This is a genomic window from Actinokineospora guangxiensis, from assembly GCF_042657845.1.
Lineage (GTDB): Bacteria > Actinomycetota > Actinomycetes > Mycobacteriales > Pseudonocardiaceae > Actinokineospora > Actinokineospora guangxiensis.
The window spans coordinates 375,633-389,837 of the sequence record NZ_JBHSKF010000005.1; the positions used below are offsets into that span (position 1 = coordinate 375,633).

Annotated in this window: 16 protein-coding genes; 5 read left to right on the forward strand and 11 right to left on the reverse strand. The window is 73.2% G+C overall.

Features of this window, described 5'->3' with window-relative positions; translation table 11 throughout:
* Positions 1 to 36 precede the first annotated feature (36 nt).
* The gene (locus ACFPM7_RS14135; RefSeq protein WP_378248012.1) at positions 37 to 2,586 is read left to right on the forward strand and encodes a bifunctional FO biosynthesis protein CofGH; all 2,550 of its coding nucleotides are present in this window, start codon (positions 37 to 39) and stop codon (positions 2,584 to 2,586) included.
* On the opposite strand, the gene ACFPM7_RS14140 is transcribed toward ACFPM7_RS14135, so the two are convergent.
* The 5 genes from ACFPM7_RS14140 to ACFPM7_RS14160 form a co-directional block, all read right to left on the reverse strand.
* Positions 2,587 to 3,111 carry a hypothetical protein gene (locus tag ACFPM7_RS14140; protein ID WP_378247890.1) on the reverse strand — a complete coding sequence of 175 codons (525 nt, stop codon included), beginning with the start codon at positions 3,109 to 3,111 and terminating at the stop codon, positions 2,587 to 2,589.
* Positions 3,112 to 3,118: 7 nt separating this feature from the next.
* On the reverse strand, positions 3,119 to 3,787 hold the full coding sequence (locus tag ACFPM7_RS14145) for a hypothetical protein (protein ID WP_378247892.1): 669 nt from the start codon (positions 3,785 to 3,787) through the stop codon (positions 3,119 to 3,121).
* Positions 3,784 to 4,704, reverse strand: coding sequence for a TIR domain-containing protein (locus ACFPM7_RS14150; protein ID WP_378247894.1), 921 nt, complete (start codon positions 4,702 to 4,704; stop codon positions 3,784 to 3,786). The genes ACFPM7_RS14145 and ACFPM7_RS14150 overlap by 4 nt, the downstream gene beginning before the upstream one ends.
* A gap of 90 nt (positions 4,705 to 4,794) precedes the next feature.
* Complete coding sequence (locus ACFPM7_RS14155) at positions 4,795 to 5,712, reverse strand: LLM class flavin-dependent oxidoreductase (protein ID WP_378247896.1); 918 nt, start codon at positions 5,710 to 5,712, stop codon at positions 4,795 to 4,797.
* A gap of 21 nt (positions 5,713 to 5,733) precedes the next feature.
* The gene (locus ACFPM7_RS14160) at positions 5,734 to 6,624 is read right to left on the reverse strand and encodes an ROK family protein (protein WP_378247898.1); all 891 of its coding nucleotides are present in this window, start codon (positions 6,622 to 6,624) and stop codon (positions 5,734 to 5,736) included.
* Between the two features lie 175 nt (positions 6,625 to 6,799).
* Here ACFPM7_RS14160 and ACFPM7_RS14165 point away from each other — a divergent pair, with 175 nt between their 5' ends.
* Genes ACFPM7_RS14165 through ACFPM7_RS14180 form a run of 4 tightly spaced genes read left to right on the forward strand, consistent with a single transcriptional unit; the run spans position 6,800 to position 9,346 of the window.
* Entirely contained in the window at positions 6,800 to 7,582 is a 783-nt protein-coding gene (locus tag ACFPM7_RS14165; RefSeq protein ID WP_378247900.1) for a DeoR/GlpR family DNA-binding transcription regulator, read from the forward strand.
* A 36-nt stretch (positions 7,583 to 7,618) separates the two neighbouring features.
* Positions 7,619 to 8,113, forward strand: a complete 495-nt coding sequence (locus tag ACFPM7_RS14170) for a VOC family protein (RefSeq protein WP_378247902.1) — start codon at positions 7,619 to 7,621, stop codon at positions 8,111 to 8,113.
* Positions 8,110 to 8,859, forward strand: a complete 750-nt coding sequence (locus ACFPM7_RS14175) for a pirin family protein (protein ID WP_378247904.1) — start codon at positions 8,110 to 8,112, stop codon at positions 8,857 to 8,859. Before ACFPM7_RS14170 ends, ACFPM7_RS14175 begins: the two co-directional genes overlap by 4 nt.
* Positions 8,860 to 8,863: 4 nt before the next feature.
* Positions 8,864 to 9,346, forward strand: coding sequence for a GNAT family N-acetyltransferase (locus ACFPM7_RS14180; protein ID WP_378247906.1), 483 nt, complete (start codon positions 8,864 to 8,866; stop codon positions 9,344 to 9,346).
* Here the strand turns inward: ACFPM7_RS14180 and ACFPM7_RS14185 are convergent.
* The 6 genes from ACFPM7_RS14185 to fabG are packed head-to-tail and all read right to left on the reverse strand — an operon-like array spanning position 9,343 to position 14,098.
* A complete protein-coding gene (locus ACFPM7_RS14185) occupies positions 9,343 to 10,056 on the reverse strand; it encodes a VOC family protein (protein WP_378247908.1) in 714 nt (237 codons plus the stop codon). The two genes, ACFPM7_RS14180 and ACFPM7_RS14185, sit on opposite strands and share 4 nt — an antisense overlap.
* 17 nt (positions 10,057 to 10,073) lie before the next feature.
* On the reverse strand, positions 10,074 to 10,667 hold the full coding sequence (locus ACFPM7_RS14190; protein WP_378247910.1) for a TetR/AcrR family transcriptional regulator: 594 nt from the start codon (positions 10,665 to 10,667) through the stop codon (positions 10,074 to 10,076).
* Positions 10,664 to 11,689 carry an acyl-CoA dehydrogenase family protein gene (locus tag ACFPM7_RS14195; protein ID WP_378247912.1) on the reverse strand — a complete coding sequence of 342 codons (1,026 nt, stop codon included), beginning with the start codon at positions 11,687 to 11,689 and terminating at the stop codon, positions 10,664 to 10,666. Before ACFPM7_RS14195 ends, ACFPM7_RS14190 begins: the two co-directional genes overlap by 4 nt.
* Entirely contained in the window at positions 11,686 to 12,864 is a 1,179-nt protein-coding gene (locus tag ACFPM7_RS14200; RefSeq protein ID WP_378247914.1) for an acyl-CoA dehydrogenase family protein, read from the reverse strand. Before ACFPM7_RS14200 ends, ACFPM7_RS14195 begins: the two co-directional genes overlap by 4 nt.
* A 26-nt stretch (positions 12,865 to 12,890) precedes the next feature.
* The gene (locus ACFPM7_RS14205; RefSeq protein WP_378247916.1) at positions 12,891 to 13,343 is read right to left on the reverse strand and encodes a MaoC family dehydratase; all 453 of its coding nucleotides are present in this window, start codon (positions 13,341 to 13,343) and stop codon (positions 12,891 to 12,893) included.
* A complete protein-coding gene (gene fabG / locus ACFPM7_RS14210; protein WP_378247918.1) occupies positions 13,343 to 14,098 on the reverse strand; it encodes a 3-oxoacyl-ACP reductase FabG in 756 nt (251 codons plus the stop codon). The genes ACFPM7_RS14205 and fabG overlap by 1 nt, the downstream gene beginning before the upstream one ends.
* Positions 14,099 to 14,205: the final 107 nt, after the last annotated feature.

The window sequence follows — 14,205 nt, forward strand, 5'->3', positions numbered from 1 at the left end:
CTACCGGGAGGTGCCGTGATCCCAGCCGAGTCCGCGATCCGCCGCGCGCTGCGCCGCGCCCGGGACGGGGTATCGCTCGACGCGGCCGAGGCGGAGGTGCTGCTGCACGCGCGCGGCGAGCACCTGGACGACCTCTTCACCACCGCGAGCCGCGTCCGCGACGCCGGACTGGAGGCGGCGGGCAGGCCCGGGGTCGTCACCTACTCGCGCAAGGTCTTCATCCCGCTGACGCGGCTCTGCCGCGACCGCTGCCACTACTGCACCTTCGCCACCGTCCCGCACCGGCTGCCCGCGCCGTTCCTGTCCCCGGACGAGGTCCTCGCCATCGCCCGCGACGGAGCGGCGATGGGCTGCAAGGAAGCGCTGTTCACCCTCGGCGACCGCCCCGAGGAGCGCTGGCCTGCCGCCCGCGAATGGCTCGACGCCGCGGGCTACCCCGACACCCTCTCCTACGTGCGCGCCATGGCGATCCGCGTGCTGGAGGAGACCGGACTGCTCCCGCACCTCAACCCCGGCGTGCTGTCCTGGGCGGACTTCCAGCGGCTCAAGCCCGTCGCCCCGTCGATGGGGATGATGCTGGAGACCACCGCCACCCGCCTGTGGTCGGAGCCCGGCGGACCGCACTACGGCTCTCCCGACAAGGAGCCCGCCGTGCGGCTGCGCGTGCTGGAGGACGCCGGGCGCAGCGCCGTGCCGTTCACCACCGGCGTGCTCATCGGCATCGGCGAGACGCTGGCCGAGCGGGTCGACTCGCTGTTCGCCATCCGGTCCGTCGCCCGCAAGTACGGCGGCGTGCAGGAAGTCATCATCCAGAACTTCCGGGCCAAGCCGGACACGGCGATGCGCGGCATGCCCGACGCCGAGGCCGCCGAGCTGGCCGCCACCGTCGCGGTCGCCCGGGTGGTGCTCGGGCCCAAGGCGCGCATCCAGGCCCCGCCGAACCTCATCGGCGAGGAGTACGGGCTGCTGCTGCGCGCGGGCATCGATGACTGGGGCGGGGTGTCGCCGCTGACGCCCGACCACGTCAACCCCGAGCGGCCGTGGCCGCAGATCGACCTGCTCGCCCGGCGCACCGCCGAAGCCGGGTTCCGGCTCGCCGAGCGGCTGACCGTCTATCCCGAGTACATCCGCGAGCCGTGGCTTGACCCGAGGATCGCCCGGCACGTCGCCGCGCTCGCCGAGCCCTCCGGGCTGGCCGTTGAGGGCCGCCTACCGGTCGGGATGCCGTGGCAGGAGCCGGAAGTCGCCCTCGACGGGTCCGGGCGCACCGAGCTGCACACCGAGATCGATTCCGTCGGCCGCTCCGACGACCGGCGCTCGGACTTCGACGCCGTGTACGGGGACTGGGCCGAGCTGCGCGCCTCGGTCCACACCGGTCTGGACGTCGCCGCGGGAGCCTCGGGGATCGCCGGGGCGGTGCGCCCGGAGTTCCTGACCGCGCTGCGCCACGCCGAGCGCGACCTGTCCGCACTGTCGGATTCGGACGCCCTGACGCTGCTGTCGGCCGCCGAGGGCGCCGAACTGGCCGCCCTGGCCGCACTGGCCGACGACCTGCGCCGCGCGGCCGTCGGCGACGAGGTCACCTACGTCGTCACCCGCAACATCAACTTCACCAACGTCTGCTACACCGGTTGCCGCTTCTGCGCCTTCGCCCAGCGCCGCACCGACGCCGACGCCTACACCCTGTCCCTGGAGCAGGTGGGCCAGCGCGCCGAGCAGGCGTGGTCGGTCGGGGCGACCGAGGTCTGCATGCAGGGCGGCATCCACCCGGACCTGCCCGGCACCGCCTACTTCGACATCGCCGCCGAGGTCCGGCGCACCGCGCCCGGCCTGCACATCCACGCGTTCTCCCCGATGGAGGTCGTCAACGGCGCTGCCAGGACGAACCTGTCCATCAAGGACTGGCTGAGCGCGGCCCGCGAGTCCGGGGTGGACTCCCTGCCCGGCACGGCGGCGGAGATCCTGGACGACGACGTGCGCTGGGTGCTCACCAAGGGCAAGCTCCCCACCGCCGACTGGATCGAGGTCGTGACGACCGCCCACGGCCTGGGCATCCCCACCACCTCGACCATGATGTACGGCCACGTCGACACCCACGCCCACTGGGTCGCCCACCTCAAGCTCATCGCCGAGCTGCAGGCCCGCACCGGCGGCTTCACCGAGTTCGTGCTGCTGCCCTTCGTCCACACCAACGCCCCGCTCTACCTGGCGGGCATCGCCCGCCCCGGCCCCACCCCGCGGGAGAACCGCGCCGTGCACGCCCTGGCCCGCATCCTGCTGCACGAGCGCATCGCCAACATCCAGACGAGCTGGGTCAAACTCGGCGACCCCGGCGTGGTCGACGTCCTGCGCGGCGGCGTCAACGACCTCGGCGGCACCCTGATGGAGGAGACCATCAGCCGCATGGCGGGCAGCGACAACGGCAGCTACAAGACCATCGCCGACCTGGAATCCCTCGCCACCGCGGCAGGCCGCCCCGCCCGCCAGCGCACGACCACCTACGGCGAAGTCGACCCGGAACGCCTTGCCGCGGCCCGAAAGCACGACGGGGTGTGGAACCAGCGCCTGTTGCCGCTCATCGACTGATCAGTAGATGTCGTGGTAGGGGCGCAGGTCGGTCAGGCTCACCCTGCCCCGGATGACCAGACTCGGCTTCTTCTCGTCGGTGTAGTACCCCTCGTCCTTGAACTTGTGGGCCTTCCACAGCTTGTGCAGGCTCACCCCGAGCGAGATGGCGGCAGCGCCGGCCTGCACCAACCCGCCGTACCCCTTGCCGGGCTGCCGGTGGTCGACCACCCGCGAGTGCACGTAGTAGTAGTTGCCCTTGCGGGCTTCGCTGGATTTCATGAGCCCGCCGAGGACGCCCAATCCGGACACGCCCGCCGTGAGCTTGGCCCCGTCCGAGTCGCCGCCGGGGTGGTAGACCAGCGACGTGCCCGCCTTCTTGCCCGGCAGCGTGCAGGTCATCACCGCCAGCGTCGAGGTCTCGCCGTAGGTCGCCAACCCACTGGTCACCTGAGCCCGCAGCGCGTCGGCGGCGGAGCTGATCCGGTAGGTGCCGTCGTCGTTCGCGCTCAACCAGACGACGTTGTCGCGCAGTTCGCCAGCCATTGCCGCCTCACAGGAAGTCGAGGAAATCGAGGAACCCGCCACTGCTCTTCCCGCCGCCGCTCGGCGCGGCGGACGCCAGGTCGGACAACAGCTCCCACCGGGCCTTGTCCCGCGATCCGCCGCCGGGGAAGTACCGGTCCGCGAACTTGCCCGCGAACACGCCCCAGGTGACGACCACGATCCCGGCGGCGGTGACGCGGAAGGTGACGTCATTCCAGAACGCCCGCGAGAACCGGCCTTCCGGGATCAGGCAGCCGCGGAAGCTCCCACCGGGGAAGTAGTGCGGTGTCCGCTCGGAGTGATCCGGGCTCGCCACCAGCTCGGTGCCGTCGTCGGCCCGGTAGGTCGTCTCCCGCTCGATCCGGCCCGCCCTGTCCTTGCCAGGAAGGTCGGGGGTCGCCATGTCCAGGCTCTGGCCGAACTCGGCCAGCCCTTCCTCGGCCTGCTTGTAGGCCAGGGTGAGCAGCATCGCCGCCTCGTCGAGCAGCCGGTCGACCAGCTCCGGCTCCCGGCCCGGCTCCCGCACGGCGGTCTCGCCCGCCGCCCCGGCCTCGCCCGCGGCCTGCTCGGCGTCGGCCAGCACGACGCTGTCCCCGGCGGAGCCGACGCGCTCCCGCAGCTCCTTCGCGCGCCGGGCGATCTCCCGCGCCTTGCGGGACTGTTCCGCGCTGGTCACCGGTCTCCTCCCGTCCACTGCTCGGCGACCGCCGTGCAGTCGTCGGCCAGCAGCAGCGCCAGCCTGATCCGCTCCAGCGCGGCGCGGACCGTGCGGTCATCAGGCCGCAGGCCGGCGACGGCCGCAGCCAGGCGGGCGCCGCCTGCCAGCGCCCGGCCCAGCGCCTGGCCCGCACCCGTCACCGACCACCCCGGCCGGGAGCCGGGGGAGCCCAGGGCCGCGGCCAGGTCGTGGACGTCGCCGCTGAGGGTGTGCGCCACGCCCAGCAGCCGCCTGCTCTGCGCGTCGAGCCCGGCGGGCAGGCCGGGATCGCCGGGCGAGGCGAGCAGTCCATTGACGACGGCCACGCTGTGCGCCATCTCCGCCACCCCGACGACGACGGCTTGCACCAGCGCGTCGGGATCGCCCACGGCGTCGGCCGCGGCGGGACCGGCCTGCTCGGCGTCGGCCAGGGTCATCGCCATTCGCCGCACCTTCCGGCGGTACCCGGAGGAATCCGGGTCCTCATCGCGCAGTTCGCGCCAGTCGCTGCGCTGGTAGCCGTCGATCAGCTGCCGGGCGGGATCGGGGAAGTCCGGGTGCTCGTCGGGCAGGTCGGCGTAGAGCACGGGCAGCACCGCGCCCCGGTACCGCGCCGTCCTGGTGAAGAGGATCAGCTCCCGCCTGCACGCCACCCGCTGGAAGTAGCGCGGGGTGATCACCGGGATGAAGAAGCGCACCCGGCCCAGCGCGTCCTGGATGTCCTCGCGCCACCGGTCGCCCCAGCGCAGCCGGTCGAGGTCGAGCCAGATGTCGACCGGGTCCCCGGTCCGCATGCTGTACTGCTCGGCGATGTCGCGGGAGAGCCGGGAGATCCGGCCGCCCTCGGCCTCGTCGTCGCGGCGCGCGTAGGACCAGAACCCGATCACGCTTCCCATCCGGGTCCCTCCGTCGGGCTGCCTGCGATGATCGTATCGCCGGCCCGGGAGAACCGTTACGTCAGAACGCGGTCAAACAGACGACAGGCCTCAGTGGCCGACCAGGGCGGCGATCCCGTCCAGGTCCGCGTCCACGGGGATCAGGATGACGCTGTCCGCCCCCGCCTCGCGCAGCTCGGCGACCCGCGCCCTGGCCCGCTCCGGCGTACCGCTCACCGTCAGCCGGTCCACCCACTCGTCCGGCACCCGCGCGGCGAACTCCGCTCCGTCGGCGCACTCGGCGCGCAGCGCGGCGAACTCGTCGGCGAAGTCCAGGGGGGCGATGTGCGGGGCCCAGTCGGGCTCGCCCAGCCAGGCCATCAGCGGGCGGACGGCGGCCCTGGCGCGGTCGGGGTCGGTGTCCACGGCGGCGAAGTTGTAGGCGGCCACATGGTGGTCGGCCACCCCGATCGCGGCGCGGGCGGCGGCCAGGTACTCGGGGGTGACGGGTTCGGCGAGCAGGGTGCCGTCGGCGACCCGGCCGGACAGGGCCAGCGATCGCGGGCCGCGGACACCGGCCAGCACCGGCGGGGCAGGGGCGGTGACGGTCAGGTCGAGCCGGACCGTCGCGGCCAGCTCGGCGCTGGAGCCGTGCAGCAGGGACCGCACGACCGTGAGGTGCTCCTCCAGCACCCGCAGCGGGCTGACCGGGGCCGCGCCCACCTCGGCCATCCAGCCGGGCATCCCGTGCCCGATGCCCAGGATCAGCCGCCCGGGGAACAGCTCGGCCAGCGTGTGCGCCTCCACGGCCGTCAGCGCCGGGTTGCGCAGCGGCGCGGGCAGGATGCCGATGCCGACCCTGATCCGCTCCGTGGCGGCCAGCGCGGCGGCAGCCTGCGCCACCCCGCCCCGGAAGTACAGGTCCTCGACCACCCACAGCTCGTCGAACCCGGCCGCCTCGGCCCGGCGGACATAGCCGGGGAACTCGGCGATCGGCAGGTCGCGCGGCACCAGCACACCAAGGCTCATGCGCCGACCGTACCCGCGCGCTCAGCCCTGTTCGGCGGCCTGCCAACCCAGCAGCGCCGCGCCCGCGCGGCCCGCGTCCTGGCCGAGCGCGGCGCGCACCACCCTCGGCTCGCGCTGGAAGGTCAGTCGGGCGTGCAGGTCCTCGCGGACCGGGTCGACCAGGGCGTCGCCCGCTTCGGCGAGGCCGCCGCCGAGGACGATGACCTCGGGGCCGAAGAGGGTCGCGGCGAGGGTGAGGGCGGTGCCGAGGGCGGCGACCGCGTCGGCCCAGACGGCCCTGGCGTCGGGGTCCTCGGCCAGGCGGGTGGCGACGTCGGCGGCGGTGGCCTCGCGGCCGGTGCGCTCGGTGTAGCGGCGGCCCACGGCGGGGGCGGCGGCCAGCGTCTCCAGGCAGCCGACCTGGCCGCAGTTGCAGGTCGCCCCGCCGGGGTCGACCACGACGTGCCCGATCTCGCCCGCGAACCCGCCTGCGACGACCGGGCGGCCGTCGACCTGGAAGGCGGCGGCGATGCCGGTGCCGATCGGCAGGAACACCGCGTTCGGCACGCCCGTGGCCGCGCCGACGGTGAACTCGGCCAGCCCGCCCGTGCGCACGTCGTGGCGCACCAGCAGCGGCAGACCGGTCAGCGTGCGCAGCCGCGACCGCAGCGGCAGGTCGTGCCAGCCGAGGTTCACGGCCGTGTGCACGTGCCCGGTGGCGTCGTCGACGATGCCCGGCACCGCGACCCCGACCCCGGCGACCTCGTGCCCGTCCGCCAGCCGGGTGATGAGGTCGGCGATGTGGGCGACGTCGACCGAGCCGTCCACCCGCCTGGTCGGCTCGCGCAGGGTCTCGACGGGGTTCAGGTCGCGGTCGACCAGCGCCGCCTTGACCGACGTGCCGCCCACGTCCACCGCCACCACATGCACCATGAACCGTCCTCTCCCACCCTCATGCGCACGGCTGCTCGCGTGCCGCGAGAATCTTGCGTGATCGAACAGCGGTTGCCAAGCGTTTCCGTCGTTTGTCCTTGGCTCCCTTGGACGATACTTTGCAGCAACGCGCAAGATCGCGCGACGGTCGTGCGCACATGACGTGGAGGTGACGGTGGACCGGTACGAGCGCCTGAGCACGCTGCTGGACATCCTGGGGCAGCGCGGCAAGGTCGACGTCGACGACCTCGCCGAGGAGCTGGGCGTCTCCGCCGCCACCATCCGCCGCGACCTCGACCACCTCGCCGAGCAGCAGCTGCTCACCCGCACCCGGGGCGGCGCGGTCGCCAACAACGTCGCCTACGACCTGCCGCTGCGCTACAAGACCGCCCGGCACGCCACGGAGAAGGAGCGCATCGGCAAGGCCGCCGCCGCGCTGGTCGCGCGCGGGTCCGTCGTCGGGCTCAACGGCGGCACCACGACCACCGAGATCGCCCGCGCGCTGGCCATCCGGCCCGACCTGAGCGCCTCGGAGGAGCCCGCGCTCACCGTGGTCACCAACGCGCTCAACATCGCCAACGAGCTGGCCGTGCGCCCGCACGTGAAGATCGTGGTGACCGGCGGGGTCGCCCGCCCGCAGTCCTTCGAGCTGATCGGCCCGCTGGCCACCCGCATCCTGGACGAGATCACCCTCGACCTGGTGTTCCTCGGCGTCGACGCGGTCGACCCGGCCGACGGCGCCTACGCCCACAACGAGGGCGAGGCGAGCATCAACCGGCTGATGGCCGAGCGCGCGCGCCGGGTGGCCGTCATCGCCGACAGCTCCAAGATCGGGATGCACGCCTTCGCCCAGATCTGCCCGACGGCGGCCATCCACCTGCTCATCACCGACGCCACCGCCTCGCCGGAGGCCATCGCCGCCTTCCAGGCCGAGGGCGTGGAGGTCCACACCGTTTGAGTTGACGTGTCAACTATCTGGTCGTACGGTGGTGCCATGGCACTGACCGACGCCCAGGTCGCCGCACTGACCGCGACCCGCGACCAGATCCGCGACGAGCTGATGGGCGGCACCTCCGCCACCTCCGCCCGCGGCATCCACCACACCGCCCTGATCTCCGGCGACGTCCGCCGGACCGTCGACTTCTACCAGCGCGTCCTCGGCTTCCGGCTCACCGAGATGTTCGAGAACCGCGACTACCCCGGCTCCACCCACTTCTTCTTCGACGTCGGCAACGGCAACGCCCTCGCCTTCTTCGACCTCCCCGGCCTCGACCTCGCCCCCTACGCCGAAGTCCTGGGCGGCCTGCACCACATCGCCATCTCCACCACCCCCGAGGAGTGGACCGCCGCCCGCGCCCGACTCGACGCCGAAGGCGTGGAGTACATGCTGGAGAGCGGCACCTCCATCTACTTCCGCGACCCCGACGGCGCCCGCGTCGAACTGATCGCCGACCCGCTGGGCGAGATGTACGGGGAGCGCGTCGTATGAGCACCGACATCCGCCGCGCCGACGACCGCTTCGCCACCCGCATCCCGTGGCTGGACTCCAAGCACTCCTTCTCCTTCGGCCACCACCACGACCCCGCCAACACCCACTTCGGACTGCTCCTGGTCAACAACGACGACATCGTCGTCCCCGGCGCGGGCTTCGACACCCACCCGCACCGGGACATGGAGATCGTCACCTGGGTGCTGCGCGGCGCGCTGGTGCACCAGGACTCCGAGGGCCACAGCGGCGTCATCCACCCCGGCCTGGCCCAGCGCATGAGCGCCGGAACCGGCATCCTGCACTCGGAGAAGAACGACTCCTGGCGCCTCACCGGCGAACCCACCCACGACGAGCCCGTCCACTTCGTCCAGATGTGGGTCCTGCCCGACGAAGCGGGCTCGCGCCCCGGCTACGAGCAGCGCGAGATCGACGCCGACCTCCTGGGCGGCGGCTTCGTCCCGGTGGCCTCCGGCGACCCGGCCCGCGAGGCGGCCATCAGCATCGGCCAGCGCCACGCCACCCTGCTGGCCGCCCGCCTGGCCCCGGGGGAGACCGCCACCCTCCCGGACGCCCCCTTCGTCCACGTCTTCGTCCCCGTCGGCTCGGCGGCCCTGGAACACGGCGACACCCTGGCAACCGGCGACGCCGCCCGCCTGACCGCCGCGGGCGGCCAGCGCGTCACGGCCGGGCCGGAGGGCGCCGAGGTCCTGGTCTGGGAAATGCACGCGACAGTGGACCTAAGCTGACCTGGTGGACATCCGCGCGCTGCGCCCCGAGGACCTGCCGGTGCTGCACGACCTCGTCTGCCGGGTGTTCGGCCCGTTCTTCGAGGAGTCGTTCCGGCCCACGGTGAGCGAGACGGTGTTCGGCAACCGGCACGGGGACTGGCGGGGCGACTACGCGAAGCTGCTCGCCGAGGCGCACAAGCCGCAGGAGGGGCGGGTCGCCGCGGTGGCCGTGGTCGAGGGCCGGATAGCGGGGTTCGTCGGATACCTGCTCCAGAAGGACGAGCGCCACGGCGAGATCGATATCATCGCCGTCCTCCCCGAAGCCCGCAGGCACGGCGTCGGCAAGGCACTGCTCGACCACGCCCTCACCGCCCTGAAGGCCGAAGGCGTCGACGTCGTCTCCCTCGGAACCGGCGGGGACGACTTCCACGCCCCGGCCCGCGCCTTCTACGAGTCAGCGGGCTTCACCCCGTTCCCGACGGTCAGCTACACCATGCCGATCTAGGCCGGGCTGACCAGGCAGAACGGGTGCCCGTCCAGGTCGGCGAACACCCGGTAGCGCTCGCCGCCGCCCGGCAGCCGGGTGGCGCCGAGGGCCAGCGCGCTCGCCTCGCCCGCGTCGAGATCGTGGACGAGCAGGTCCAGATGGGCCTGTTGGGGGTGGGCGGGATCGGGCCAGCGGGGTGCGGTGTAGTCGCTGATCTGCTGGAACATCAGGTTGCGGCCATCCGCGCTGAGCAGCGCGCCCTCCGGGCCGTCGTAGGTCAGGGCCATGTCGGTGAGGTCGGCGTAGAAGCGGGCCAGGCGACTGGCGTCGGGGCTGTCGACGGTGACGGCGAACAGCGGGGCCACCGCGCCCGCGTCCTCGGAGCGGCACAGGTCGAACGGGTGCCCGGCCGGGTCGGCGAGGGTGACCCAGCTCGGCCCGTCCGCCAGGTGCCGCGCGCCCAGCTCGACCGCCCGCACCGCGCTCGCCGCGGTGTCGGCGACCTGGATGTCCAAGTGGAACTGCTGCGGCAGCTCCTGCCCCGGCCACCGCGGCGGTACGTGGTCCGGCGCGTGCTGGAACTCGATCTCCTGCCCGTTCGGCGCCCGCACCCCGAAGCGTTCGGTGTCCGCGCGCACCACTTCCCAGCCGGCCAGGGCCGCGTAGAACGCCCCTGTCCGCTCGATGTCCGCCGCGTCGAACACGGCGATGTCCAGCTGTGCGGTCATCCCGGCATCGTAGGCCGCTACCGGGCCCCCAGCATCGCCAGCACGAGGTCGGCGTACTCCGCGCCCAGGGACTCCGGGTCCGGCTTGGAGTCCGGGGTGTACCAGCGGGCGACATCGATGCCCAGCGACAGCACCGCCCGCGACGCCGACCGGAGGTCCGGTGTCCGGAATGCCCCCGACGCCACGCCCTCCTCGATCAGCGACCGCACCACCGAGTCGGTGCGCCTGCGCAGATCCACGACCAGGTCGTAGTCCGGCTGGGGAAGCGCCGTCAGCTCGTACTGCACGATCCGCGCCACCTGATGGCGACGCGCGTGCCAGGCGACGAACTCCGCGACCAGGACCCGCATTCGGTCCGCCGCCGTGCCCGGTCCGGCCGCCGCCGAGGTGACCATCGCCAGCGCCTTCTCGTGGCCGCTGCGGCTGATCGCCGAGAGCACCGCAGCCTTCGACGGGAAGTGCACGTACAGTGCCGCCGGGCTCATCCCCGCCGCCGTCGCGATGTCGCGGGTCGTGGTGGCGTGGTAGCCGCGCTCGCCGAAGGCGGCCACCGCGGCGGCCATCAGGCGGCGGGCGGCGTCGGGGCGGACGTCGGGCCAGAGGTCGGTCATGCGGGCAGGTCCGCGAGGGGGGCGAGGACGGCGCGCAGGCGGCCGGGGGTGCCCAGGGCGATGCTGTCGGCCTTGGCGCGCTTGAGGTACAGGTGCACCGGGTGCTCCCAGGTCATGCCGATGCCGCCGTGCAGCTGCACCGCCTCCTCGGCCGCGTGCACCGCGACCTCCGCACACAGCGACTGCGCCACACAGGCCAGCAGTTCGGCGTCCACACCGCAGTCCTGGGCGTCCGCCGCCGCCTTCGCCGCGGCGCGGGCCAGCACGATCTCCTGCCACAGGTCCGCCAAGCGGTGCTTGAGCGCCTGGAACGAGCCGACCGGGCGGCCGAACTGGTAGCGCTGCTTCAGGTACGCCACCGTCGTCGTCAGGCACCACTCGGCGATCCCGACCTGCTCGGCGGCCAACACCGCCGCCCCGACCCGCAGCGCGTGCGCGACCGCGCCTCCGTCGTCGCCCAGGCGCACCGCGGCGACCCCGGCGAAGGAGACGTCGGCGACCGGGCGGGTCACGTCCAGCGACGTCACCGGCGTCACCTCGGCCTCCCGCGCCAGCCACAGCGAGCCGTCCGCGGGCACCAGGAACGCCGTCGCCGCCGCCGCGTCCGCCACACTGCGCACCGTGCCGGTCAGCGTGGTCCCGTCGGCCTTCACCGACGGCAGCGGCCCGCCCGCCCACGACGACAGCGGCACCACCAGCGCCGCGTCCGCGCCCGAGCGCAGCACCTCCACCGCGGGGTCGCTCGCCAGGTGCAGCAGCGCCGCGGTCGCCAGCACACCGCCGAGGAACGGCACCGGGGTCACCGCGCGCCCCAGCTCCTCGGCCACGACGGCCACCTCGCGCCACCCGGCGCCCTGCCCGCCCAGCTCCTCGGGCACGGGCAGCGTCGTCAGCCCCATCTCCCGCAGCGAGCCCCACACGTCCCCGCCGACGGTCCCGTCCACAGTGGTCGGGTTGTCCGCCAGCAGCTCGGCGACCGCGGCGCGCAGCTCGGTCTCGACCTCGGTGTCCAGCAGGCTCATCGCGGCAGGTCCTTCCACGGCACGTCCTTGTCGACGCGGGCTTCGGCGGGCAGGCCGAGGATGCGCTCGGCGATGATCCCGCGCAGGATCTCCGACGTGCCGCCCTCGATCGAGTTGCCCTTCGCGCGCAGGTAGCGGTACCCGGCGTCACCGCCGGTGAAGTCGACGACCTCCGGACGCCGCATCGTCCAGTCGTGGTAGCGCAGCCCGTCCTCGCCCAGGAACTCGACCTCCAGGCCGGAGAGTTCCTGCGACAGCCTCGCGAACGCCAGCTTCAGCGCCGAGCCCTCCGGCCCCGGGTGCCCCTTGGCGAGACCGTCGCGCAGCCGCTGACCGGCCAGCCGCAGCGCCTCCGCGCGCGCCCACAGCTCCAGCAGCCGCCCGTGCAGCTCCGGTGTGCGCAGCTCGGGATGCTCGCGCCAGGTCCGCGCCACCACGCCCGCCATGCCGCCTTCGCGGGGCGCGGCCCGCCCGCCGATGGCGACGCGCTCGTTCATCAGCGTCGTCTGCGCCACGCGCCAGCCGTCGCCGACTTCGCCCAGGCGGTAGGCGTCGGGGACACGCACGTCGGTCAGGAACACCTCGTTGAACTCGGCCTCGCCGGTGATCTGGCGCAGCGGCCGCACGTCGACCCCCGGCGCGGTCATGTCGCACACGAAGTACGTCATCCCCCGGTGCTTGGGCACGTCCGGGTCGGTGCGGGTCACCAGGATCGCCCAGCGCGCGGTGTGCGCCGAGGACGTCCACACCTTCTGCCCCGTCACCACCCAGTCATCGCCGTCGCGGCGGGCGCGCGTCGCCAGACCCGCCAGGTCCGAGCCCGCGCCCGGCTCGGAGAACAGCTGGCACCACACCTCCTCGCCGGTCCACAGCGGACGCAGGAAGCGGGCGCGCTGCTCGTCGGTGCCGTGGCGCAGGATCGTCGGCGCGGCCATGCCCAGGCCGATGCCGATGCGGCGCGGGTCGTTGTCCGGCGCGCCCGCCTCCGCCAGCGCCGACTCGACCACCCCGTGCAGCGCGATCGGCAGGCCCAGCCCGCCCATGCCCTCGGGGAAGTGCACCCACGCCAGGCCCGCGTCGAAGCGGGCGCGCAGGAACTCCAGCCGGTCGGTGCTCTTCGGGTCGTGCTCGGCCAGCAGCGCCGCGACACGCTCCAGCAGGTCGGCTCCGGTCACTTCGCTTTCCACTTAGGACCCTCCGCTCAGGGGACGAGCAGGACGACGGCGTCGGCCACGCAGCCCGGCTTCGCTTCGCCGTCGATCTCGATGGTCTGGCGGAAGACCGCCTGCACGCCGAACTTGGCCTCGACGACCTCCAGCAGCTCCGAGCCCATCCGCACCCGCTGCCCGACCTTCACCGGGGTGGGGAAGCGGACCTTGTTGAGCCCGTAGTTCACCCCGGCCTGGAAGCCCTCGAAGCGGTAGATGCCGCGCCCGAGCATCGGCACCAGCGACAGCGTCAGGTAGCCGTGCGCGACCGTCCCGCCGAACGGGCCCGTGGCCGCCCGCTCGACGTCCAGGTGGATCCACTGGTGGTCGCCGGTCGCGTCGGCGAACTCCTGGACGCGCTCCTGGGTCATCTCCAGCCAGTCGCCGAAGCCCAGGTGCTCGCCCACGGCCGCGGTCAGGTCCGCCACCCCGGTGAAGACGCGCATCAGGCCCTCGGCCCGCCCGCGACGTAGATGACCTGCCCGGAGACGAACCCGGACTCCGGCCCGCACAGGAACGACGCCAAGGCGGCGATGTCCTCGGGCTTGCCCACCCTGCCCACCGGGATCGCCTGGGCCGCCGCGGCCTTGAAGTCCTCGAAGTCGGCGCCGACGCGGGCGGCGGTGGCCGCGGTCATCTCGGTCTCGATGAACCCCGGCGCGATGGCGTTCGCCGTCACCCCGTATTTGCCCAGCTCGATGGCCAGCGTCTTGGTCAGGCCCTGCAGGCCGGCTTTGGCGGTGGCGTAGTTGGCCTGGCCGCGGTTGCCCAGCGCCGAGGTGCTCGACAGGTTCACGATTCGGCCGTACTTCTGCTCGACCTGGTGCTTCTGCACCGCGCGCGACATCAGGAACGAGCCGCGCAGGTGCACGGTCATGACCGTGTCCCAGTCGTCGTCGCTCATCTTGAAGATCAGGTTGTCGCGCAGCACGCCCGCGTTGTTCACCAGCACGGTCGGCGCGCCCAGCTCCTCGGCCACGCGGGCGACGGCGGCGGCCACCTTCTCGGCGTCACCGACGTCGGCGCCGACGGCCAGCGCCCGGCCGCCCGCCGCTTCGATCTCCTCGACCACGGGCTTGCAGGCGGCCTCATCGAGGTCGACCACGGCGACGGCCATGCCGTCGGCAGCCAACCGCTTGGCCACCGCGGCCCCGATACCCCGGGCTGCCCCGGTGACGATGGCGGTACGGGCCTGCGACACGGTGTTCCTCCGATCGACGGACTAAGCAAGCGCTTAGCAAGCTACCCGTCGGTCGGGTCGGTGTCCATGCCCAGGCCCTCGCGGGGCCTTCTTTCCTGCCGTCCAAG

Coding starts and splice junctions, on each gene's coding strand:
- ACFPM7_RS14140 (WP_378247890.1), bottom strand. CDS start 3,111: ATGGCTGGCGAACTGCGCGACAACGTCGTCTGGTTGAGCGCGAACGAC.
- ACFPM7_RS14150 (WP_378247894.1), bottom strand. CDS start 4,704: ATGGGAAGCGTGATCGGGTTCTGGTCCTACGCGCGCCGCGACGACGAG.
- ACFPM7_RS14155 (WP_378247896.1), bottom strand. CDS start 5,712: ATGAGCCTTGGTGTGCTGGTGCCGCGCGACCTGCCGATCGCCGAGTTC.
- ACFPM7_RS14160 (WP_378247898.1), bottom strand. CDS start 6,624: ATGGTGCATGTGGTGGCGGTGGACGTGGGCGGCACGTCGGTCAAGGCG.
- ACFPM7_RS14170 (WP_378247902.1), top strand. CDS start 7,619: ATGGCACTGACCGACGCCCAGGTCGCCGCACTGACCGCGACCCGCGAC.
- ACFPM7_RS14175 (WP_378247904.1), top strand. CDS start 8,110: ATGAGCACCGACATCCGCCGCGCCGACGACCGCTTCGCCACCCGCATC.
- ACFPM7_RS14185 (WP_378247908.1), bottom strand. CDS start 10,056: ATGACCGCACAGCTGGACATCGCCGTGTTCGACGCGGCGGACATCGAG.
- ACFPM7_RS14190 (WP_378247910.1), bottom strand. CDS start 10,667: ATGACCGACCTCTGGCCCGACGTCCGCCCCGACGCCGCCCGCCGCCTG.
- ACFPM7_RS14195 (WP_378247912.1), bottom strand. CDS start 11,689: ATGAGCCTGCTGGACACCGAGGTCGAGACCGAGCTGCGCGCCGCGGTC.
- ACFPM7_RS14205 (WP_378247916.1), bottom strand. CDS start 13,343: ATGCGCGTCTTCACCGGGGTGGCGGACCTGACCGCGGCCGTGGGCGAG.